Here is an 8,473-nt window from a genome sequence, read left to right as displayed (position 1 = left end):
GCCCCGGCCCCGGCCCCCGCTGCTGCTCCGGCTCCGGTCGCCGCCGCTCCGGTCAGCCCGGCCCCGGCCCGCATCGCCGCCGAGAACAACCTCGACCTGTCCAAGGTCGCCGGTTCGGGCAAGGACGGCCGGGTGACCAAGGGCGACGCCCTGGCCGCTCTGGAAGCTCGCGCCAACGCCCCGGCTCCGGCCGCCGCCCCGGCCGCCGCGCGTCCGATCCACGAGCGCGAAGAGCGCGTGAAGATGACGCGCCTGCGTCAGACGATCGCCCGTCGTCTGAAGGAAGCCCAGAACAACGCCGCCATGCTGACGACCTTCAACGAGGTCGACATGACGGCGGTGATGGCCCTGCGCGGCCAGTACAAGGACATCTTCGAGAAGAAGCACGGCGTGAAGCTGGGCTTCATGTCGTTCTTCACCAAGGCGGTCGTGGCCGCCCTGAAGGCCGTGCCGGACGTCAACGCCGAGATCGACGGGACCGACATCGTCTACAAGAACCACTACGACATCGGCGTGGCCGTCGGCACCGAAAAGGGCCTGGTCGTTCCGGTGGTCCGCGACGCCGACGTCCTGAGCCTGGCCGAGATCGAGAAGGCCATCGGCGGTCTGGGCAAGAAGGCCCGCGACGGCCAGCTGTCGATCGAAGACATGCAGGGCGGCACCTTCACCATCACCAACGGCGGCATCTACGGCTCGCTGATGTCGACCCCGATCCTCAACGCGCCGCAGTCGGGCATCCTGGGCATGCACGCGATCAAGGAGCGGGCCATGGTGGTCGGCGGCAAGATCGAAGTGCGCCCGATGATGTACCTGGCGCTCAGCTACGACCACCGCGTGGTCGACGGCGCCGGCGCCGTGACCTTCCTGGTCAAGGTCAAGGAAGCCCTGGAAGACCCGCAGCGCCTGCTGCTGGAGCTCTAGTCGCTCAGGACAAGACCGAACCAAGGGGAGCCGTGCGAACGGCTCCCCTTTTTCGTTGCGAGATCCGATGACCCAAGCCCGCGACCGTCTCTTCCTTCTCCGCCCCGACTGGATCGACCAGGACCGGTCGTGGTTCTGCATGGCCTGCGCGGCCGTGGAGGGCTTCCTCGGCTACTATCCGGCGGTGCGCGAGCGGCTCGACATCGCCTACCTGGCCCATGCGCGTCCGCGTCGTCCGATGATCGACCTGCTGGGCGAGGCGCATCAAAACCTGCCGACCCTGATCCTGGCCGAGCGGTTCGAGCATCCGGACTTGCACGAAGGCGACGTCCAGCCGGCGAACGGCCTGTGGTTCGCCACCAACGAGGGGCCGATCACCCGCGTCCTGGCGGCCCGGCACGGGGTCTCGCCGCCGCATCCTTGAGGTCGCGGCGTTTCTCGGCCACGCTTTGGTCCAGGAGGCGCCCGCATGAGCCTGAAGGAAATCGCCCGTTTCGCCGACCTGGCCGAGGCCCAGATCGCCGCTTCGCGCCTGCGGGCCGAGGGCGTGCAGGTGCTGGTCCAGAACGAGTACTGGGGCGGGGCCGACTTCATCATGACCATCGCCATGGGCGGCTTTCGCCTCTGGGCGCCGGAGGACCAGGCGGCCGACGCCAAGGCCCAGATCGGCGCGCTGCGCGCCGCACCGCCGCCGGCTCTGGAGCCGGAAGACGAGGATGATGAACCCACCCCGCCGCCGCCCACCGCCGGCCTGGCGCGCACGGGTCTGGCGCTGCTGCTGACTTTGTTCTTCGGCTGGGCCGCCGGCTTCCTGGTGGTCGGCCGCCGCCGACACCCCGCCGTGACCGCCGTGATGGCGGTGCTGGTGGTGATCTGCGGCCTCAGTCTGATGAGCCTGATCTGGACCTGGCTGCGCCATGCCGGGACCGGCGCGACCCCGACCTTGCCCTGATCGGCGCCCGCGCAGCCGGGCCCGAATGCGTGAAACCCCTATGAACTGCGCCTTTAACACACCTGTTGGGTTGATCCTTAAGGCAGAGGCGCTAGGAGTACCCGCGCGCCCATCACCCTTGGGAAACCGGGGGACAGGCCCCATTTTCTGTCCGGCGCCGAACGTGGCGCGTCTCAAGGCGAAGATCCATGGCTCAATACGACGTCGTCATCATCGGGGGCGGCCCCGGCGGCTACAACGGCGCGATCCGCGCTGGGCAGCTGGGTCTGAAGACCGCCATCGTCGAAGGACGCGGCAAGCTGGGCGGCACCTGCCTGAACGTCGGCTGCATGCCGTCCAAGGCCCTGCTGCACGCTTCGGAAATGTACGAGGCCGCCGTCGGGCCCGAGTTCGTCAAGCTGGGCATCGAGGTCAAGCCGAAGCTGAACCTGGTGCAGATGATGGCCCAGAAGGCCGAGAGCGTCGAAGCCCTGACCAAGGGCGTCGAGTTCCTGATGAAGAAGAACAAGGTCGACTATATCAAGGGTTGGGGCCGCATCGATGGACCCGGCAAGGTCGTGGTCAAGGCCGAGGACGGAACGGAAACCGTGCTCGAGACCAAGAACATCGTCATCGCCACGGGCTCGGAGCCCACCCCGCTGCCGGGCGTGACCATCGACAACAAGCGCATCGTCGACTCGACCGGCGCGCTCAGCCTGCCCGACGTGCCCAAGAGCCTGATCGTGGTCGGCGCCGGCGTTATCGGCCTGGAGCTGGGCTCGGTCTGGAAGCGCCTGGGCGCCGAAGTCACCGTGGTCGAATATTTGGACCGCATCATTCCCGGCACTGACTCCGAGGTGGCCACCGCCTTCCAGAAGATCCTCACCAAGCAGGGCTTCAAGTTCAAGCTGGGCTCGAAGATCACCGGCGCGACCGCCGGCGACAAGCAGGTTCAGGTCACCGTCGAGCCCGCCGCCGGCGGCGCGGCCGAGACGCTGCAGGCCGACTATGTGCTGGTCGCCATCGGCCGTCGCCCGTTCACCCAAGGCCTGGGCCTGGAGACGGTCGGGATCGTTCCGGACAAGCGCGGCGTGATCGCCAACGACCATTTCAAGACCAGCGCTCCGGGCGTCTGGGTCGTCGGCGACGTGACCTCGGGTCCGATGCTGGCTCACAAGGCCGAGGACGAGGCCATCGCCTGCATGGAGCTGATCGCCGGCAAGGCCGGTCACGTGAACTACGGCATCATCCCGGGTGTGATCTACACCAAGCCGGAAGTCGCCACGGTCGGCCAGACCGAGGACGAACTGAAGGCCGCGGGCGTCGCTTACAAGGTCGGCAAGTTCCCGTTCCTGGCCAACAGCCGCGCCAAGATCAACCACGAGACCGACGGCTTCGTGAAGGTGCTGGCCGACGCCAAGACCGACCGCATCCTGGGCGCCCACGCCGTGGGTCCTAACGTCGGCGACATGATCGCCGAGTTCTGTGTGGCCATGGAGTTCGGCGGCTCGTCGGAAGACGTGGCCCGCACCTGCCACCCGCACCCCACCCGCTCCGAGGCCCTGCGCCAGGCGGCGATGGGCGTCGAGGGCTGGGTGACGCAGGCCTAGGGCTTCTGTCTTCGAGTTAACGAGCGTTCGCGCTCGACTGGACGTAGAGTGGCGGGGTTTCGGAAACGGAGCCCCGCCATGCTTTTGTCCGCCCTGCTGTTAACCGCCGCGGTCCAGGCCGCGCCGCCGCCCGTATCGCGCTCCGCGATGCCGCCGTTTCGGGGAAGCGTTGCTGTCTACACCGCCAAGGAAGACGCCATGGAGGCGATCCGCAATCCGGCCGTTTGCCGGGAGACGGGCGTGCAGCTGGTCGACCAGCCTCCGCTCGCCGCCGGATCCAGCGTCAAGCGCCTGGGCGACCTGCCGCCGGCCAACCACACCCTGACCGTGCTGCGCAGCGTCGATGGCTGCCCGGTGTCGTCGACGGTTCGGTTCAACGTCGACCGGCCAGCAAGGCGCTAGGCGGAGCCCCAGCATGTTGTTGTCCGTCCTGCTGATGTCCGCCGCGGTTCAGGTGTCGCCCCTGCCGACGCCCGGCCCGCCCGCCTATTGGAAGATCCGGTCGGACTGCGCGGTCCTGGCGGCGATGTCGACGGGCCCCGGATCCCCCGGCCGCCGAGAGGGCAAGGCCCCCACCGCTCTGCGATACGCCGTGTTGCGTCAGGTCGATGGCTRTCCCGTGCCAACGCCGGTGCGTCCGCCTCGCTAGCCACGAAAAAGCCCCGCCGGGGCAATCCGGCGGGGCTCTACGCTAAGTCCTCGAGGGGAGGAGACGCCCTCAGTCACGCGAGGGCGGTACGCTTACTAAACCCTAGAATTCTTCCCATTCGTCCGAGGCCGGTTGAGCCGAGCCGGCGAAGGCGGCCAGCTTGGCCTGGGCCGAGCGGACCGGGTTGGCGCCGGGACGGCTGGCGGCGGTGGCGGGCGCCACGGCCGGGCGCGGGGCCGGACGCGACACCTGGGTGGCCGGGGCGGCGCGACGGGTCGTGGAGGTGCGGGCCACGGCGGCGCCGCTGACCTGGAAGCGGCCGATCATCTGCATCAGGCTGTTGGCCTCGCCCTTCAGGGCGTGGCTGGCGGCCGTCGATTGCTCGACCATGGCGGCGTTCTGCTGGACGGTCTGGTCCATCTGGTTGACGGCGGCGTTGACCTGGTTGAGGCCGGTGGCCTGCTCCTGGCCCGACGAGGCGATCTCGCTGACCAGGCCGTCGATTTCGCTGACCTTGCCGACGATGGCCTGCAGGGCCTCGCCCGTCTGGCCGACCATCGACACGCCTTGGCTGACCTGCTGCGAGGAGGTCGAGATCAGGGTCTTGATCTCCTTGGCGGCGTCGGCCGAGCGCTGGGCGAGAGCCCGCACTTCCTGGGCGACGACCGCGAAGCCGCGGCCCGCGTCACCCGCACGGGCGGCTTCGACACCGGCGTTCAGGGCCAGCAGGTTGGTCTGGAAGGCGATCTCGTCGATGACGCCGATGATCTGGCTGATCGACTGCGACGACTTCTCGATCTGGTTCATGGCCTCGACGGCGCTGCGCACGACCACGGCCGAGCGTTCGGCGTCCGAACGGGTCGAGGTGACGACGCGCGAGGCTTCGACGGCGCCGGCGGACGAGCGCTTCACCGTGGCGGTGATCTCGTCCAGGGCGGCGGCGGTTTCTTCCAGGCTGGCGGCCTGCTGCTCGCTGCGGCGCGACAGGTCGTCGGCGGCCGAGGCGATTTCGTCCGAACCCGAACCGATGCTGTTGGCGGCGTGGACGATGGTGCGCATCGCCTCTTCCATCTGGGTGATGGCGCCGTTGAAGTCGCTCTGCAGGCGCTGATAGGCCTGGGGGAAGTCGGCGTCGACGCGGTAGGTCAGGTCGCCGTCCGACAGACGGGTCAGGCCCGTGGCGATGTGTTCCATGACGAAGGCCTGCTCGCGGGCGGCGGCCTCGGCGGCCTCCTGATTGCGCTGGCGCTCGGCCTCGGTTTCGGTGCTCAGACGCTGCTGGGCGGCCTCGGCGGTGCGCAGGGCCAGGGCGTTGTCCTTGAACACCTGGACCGAGCGGGCCATGGCGCCGACCTCGTCCTTGCGCTGGGCGCCGACCACCTCGACGTCCACCGAGCCCTGGGCCAGAACTTCCATGGTGCGCGACAGGTTGCTCAGCGGGGCCGAGATCTTCGAGCGGCCGATCCACAGGGCCAGGACCAGGGCGGCGGCCGAGGCGACCAGACCGAGGATGATGGTCATCATCGTGCCGGCCCTGTTCTCCTTGGCGCTTTTGGCCACCATGGCGCTGGTCTCGTCGCTATGGGTGTTGGTGTAGGTCGAGACGTCCTTGGTCAGGGCGGCGATGTCCGGATCGATCACGCCCATGACCATCTTGGCCGCGTCGGGCGCGCTCTGCAGGCCCAGGTCAGCGCCTTGGCGGGCGCTGGAATAGATGCGGTCGATGCGGACCTGGAAGTCGGCGACCTTCTTGGCGGCGGCGGGGTCGGCGGCCTTGATCTTGGCGAGGGCGACCTTGCCCTCCTTGTAGGCCTGGTCGATCTCGTCGCTGGCCGCCTTGGCTTCCGAGGAAGCGGCGTCGTTGGCGATCGTGCGATAGGCGGCGTAGCCGATGGTGGCGACGCGACGATTGAAGCGCGAACCTTCCAGTTCGGCCGGAGCGCGTTGCTCGACCAGCACCTTGGTGTCGGCCTCCGCGTCCATGGACTGCCAGGCGCCCACGGCGGTGATCGCGAGGGCGACCACGGTCAGGATGACGGCCGGCAGGGCCACCTTGGTCGAAATCTTCAGATCGTCGAACTTCATCGCAAACCCCATGTCCGGTCGCCCGAAAAGGGGGGCGGGCTCCGGTCTCGAGGCCAGAAGCCGCCAACGCCGTAAAAACGCAGTTAACTGCAAGGCTTAGGCGGGTCTTTCGCGACGGAATGTCACATCGCGGTGTGTTTTAGGCGCGCGGATGCGCCTTGCCATACGCCGCCAGCAGCCCCGCCGCGTCCACCTGGGTGTAGCGCTGGGTGGTCGAGAGCGAGGCGTGGCCCAGCAGGTCCTGGATCGAGCGCAGGTCGGCGCCGGCCCCCAGCAGGTGGGTGGCGAACGAGTGGCGCAGGGCGTGGGGCGTGGCGCGATCGGACAGGCCCAGGCGGCTGCGCAGGTTTTGCATGGTCGCCTGGACGTGGCGCGGCGACAGCGGCCCGCCGCGCTTGGCGCGGAACAGCGGTTCGTCGGGTGTGAGCACGAAGGGCAGGGCGGCCAGATAGGCGTCGATCCGCTCGCGGACGATGTCGAGCACCGGCACGATCCGGGTCTTGCCGCCCTTGCCGGTGATCCGCAGGCTCTCGGGCAAGGGCGCGTCGCGGCGGGTCAGGGACAGGCCCTCGGAAATCCGCAGGCCGCAGCCCCACAGCAGGGTCAGCACCGCCTCGTCGCGGGCCACCTCCCAATCCTCGCGGTCGGGGTCCAGCGACAGCTCGGCGATCAGGCCGTGGGCCTGGTCCTCGGAGACGGGACGCGGCGCGCCGACCTTGATGCGCGGCCCGCGCACCAGGCCGATGGCCGCGTTGGGGGTGTCCAGCCGGTGATCGAGATAGCGATGGAAGGCGCGGATCGACGACAGGCTCTGCGACAGCGAGCGCGGAGAAAGGCCGTCTTCGCCTCGCGAGGAAGACGGCGCGCGACGGAAGGCCAGATAGGCCCGCAACTCGGCGGCCGTGATCGCCCCCATGTCGGCGACCGAAAGGGTCTCGCCGCGATGGCGCTCCATGAAGCTCAGATAGGCCAGGACGTTGTCGCCATAGGCCCTCACGGTGCGCGGCGAAGCGCGGCGTTCGTTGGCCAGATGGTCCAGCCAGGCGGTCAGGGCCTGGCGCGCGCCGGTCACAGGATCGGCCAGCGCTCGGCCGTGCGTTCGACGACGCGGGCCAGGAAGGCCACCAGGTCCGAACCCATGTCGGCCGTGAAGCCCTCGGGATCGGCCGAGCCGAAGGCCAGCAGGCCTTGGCGCGAGGGCTCCCACAGGGCCATGCGGACCAGGGCCATGCTCTTGATCTCTTCAATGCGCTCGCCGAACAGGCCCAAGGCGGGGGCGTGGAAGCCCATGCGGGCCACGCCGTGGTCGCCCATGGTCATGTCGATCTGGCCGGCGATCAGGGCGTGCCAGCCGGCGGGCACGCGGCCCGGGCCTTCCAACACCACCACCCCGGCGGCCAGGCCAAAGCGCAGGATAGCCATCTCGTCGACCCGGCGAGCCAGGTCCGAATGGTTGCGGGCGTCCAGCAGGTCGATCACCGCCGCGTGGCTCTGGGCCTGGGCCGAGAAGTTGGCGCGGGCGGTGGCCTCGATGTGGCGGCGGACCAGGGCCTCGCGCTCGTGGGCCGCCGAGACCCGGGCCAGAGCGGCGGGGCCGAAATCGACGATGTTGCTGGCGTCCGGACGCAGGCCCAGGTCGCTGAGCAGGTCGGGATCGCTGTGCAGGAAGTCGGGCTCGGCCAGCAGAAAGTCGCGGACCAGCGCGGGATCGACCGTCAGGGGCAGCCTGGCTTGCGTCGCGTCGGTCATGGCTGGGCTTACTCCGTTCACACTTCGTCCCCATATGCGTTCCCCCCTCTTTTTTTAGAGACAAGGGGCCGGGGACAACCTTGATGAAGCCCCAAGTCGGTTAACAGCGGCTTGATGGGCCGGCGACGGGTCCTCTCGACCTGGGGATCTTTCCGAGGCAGAACCCAAGTCCCTCCATGTCAGGTCCCATGCCCCGCATAGCCTCCGTCCTGCTGCCCATGCCGCTGCCCGAGGCGTTCGACTACGCCGAGCCGGAAGGCCTGGGGCTGGCGGTCGGCGACCACGTGACCGTGCCGCTGGGCCCGCGCGTGATTCGCGGCGTGGTCACCGCCCTGCGTGACGGAACCGGCGGCAACCGGCCGCTGAAGCCGGTGCTGGAACGGGTGGACGATCCGCCGCTGCCGCCGGGCGTCCTGGCCTTTGTGGAGTGGGCGGCGCGCTATTCGGTCGACATTCCGGGCTGGCCCCTGGCCATGGCCCTGCGCGGCCTGCGCCATCCCGCCGCCAAGCCCGACAAGGCCCTGGCCC

Annotated in this window: 10 protein-coding genes; 7 read left to right on the top strand and 3 right to left on the bottom strand. The window is 69.1% G+C overall.

Annotation, left to right across the window (positions count from 1 at the left end):
• The 6 genes from odhB to AC1DZ6_RS12680 form a co-directional block, all read left to right on the top strand.
• The coding region (odhB, locus tag AC1DZ6_RS12705) for a 2-oxoglutarate dehydrogenase complex dihydrolipoyllysine-residue succinyltransferase (protein WP_477097535.1) at positions 1-921 on the top strand (921 nt) is incomplete at its 5' end.
• 67 nt (positions 922-988) lie between these two features.
• On the top strand, positions 989-1,345 hold the full coding sequence (locus AC1DZ6_RS12700; protein WP_477097534.1) for a DUF3088 family protein: 357 nt from the start codon (positions 989-991) through the stop codon (positions 1,343-1,345).
• Positions 1,346-1,390: 45 nt separating this feature from the next.
• The gene (locus tag AC1DZ6_RS12695) at positions 1,391-1,873 is read left to right on the top strand and encodes a putative signal transducing protein (protein ID WP_477097533.1); all 483 of its coding nucleotides are present in this window, start codon (positions 1,391-1,393) and stop codon (positions 1,871-1,873) included.
• A gap of 188 nt (positions 1,874-2,061) precedes the next feature.
• Entirely contained in the window at positions 2,062-3,462 is a 1,401-nt protein-coding gene (gene lpdA / locus AC1DZ6_RS12690; protein WP_477097532.1) for a dihydrolipoyl dehydrogenase, read from the top strand.
• Between the two features lie 78 nt (positions 3,463-3,540).
• Positions 3,541-3,864, top strand: a complete 324-nt coding sequence (locus AC1DZ6_RS12685; RefSeq protein WP_477097531.1) for a hypothetical protein — start codon at positions 3,541-3,543, stop codon at positions 3,862-3,864.
• Positions 3,865-3,877: 13 nt separating this feature from the next.
• Positions 3,878-4,111 (top strand): hypothetical protein, encoded by a 234-nt coding sequence (locus AC1DZ6_RS12680; RefSeq protein WP_477097530.1) that lies wholly within the window; start codon positions 3,878-3,880, stop codon positions 4,109-4,111.
• A gap of 102 nt (positions 4,112-4,213) precedes the next feature.
• Here the strand turns inward: AC1DZ6_RS12680 and AC1DZ6_RS12675 are convergent, their stop codons facing one another.
• The 3 genes from AC1DZ6_RS12675 to AC1DZ6_RS12665 form a co-directional block, all read right to left on the bottom strand.
• On the bottom strand, positions 4,214-6,196 hold the full coding sequence (locus tag AC1DZ6_RS12675) for a methyl-accepting chemotaxis protein (protein ID WP_477097529.1): 1,983 nt from the start codon (positions 6,194-6,196) through the stop codon (positions 4,214-4,216).
• Positions 6,197-6,335: 139 nt separating this feature from the next.
• Positions 6,336-7,268 (bottom strand): tyrosine recombinase XerC, encoded by a 933-nt coding sequence (locus AC1DZ6_RS12670; RefSeq protein WP_477097528.1) that lies wholly within the window; start codon positions 7,266-7,268, stop codon positions 6,336-6,338.
• Positions 7,265-7,945, bottom strand: coding sequence for a DUF484 family protein (locus AC1DZ6_RS12665; protein WP_477097527.1), 681 nt, complete (start codon positions 7,943-7,945; stop codon positions 7,265-7,267). The genes AC1DZ6_RS12670 and AC1DZ6_RS12665 overlap by 4 nt, the downstream gene beginning before the upstream one ends.
• A 188-nt stretch (positions 7,946-8,133) precedes the next feature.
• Between AC1DZ6_RS12665 and AC1DZ6_RS12660 the strand changes: the two genes are divergently transcribed.
• On the top strand, positions 8,134-8,473 hold a 340-nt coding region (locus AC1DZ6_RS12660; RefSeq protein ID WP_477097526.1), incomplete at its 3' end, for a primosomal protein N' family DNA-binding protein.

The organism is Caulobacter sp. P1_B12_2, assembly GCF_056406675.1.
The sequence above is the reverse complement of the archived record's forward strand: the minus strand, read 5'-3'. Positions and strand labels throughout refer to the sequence as shown.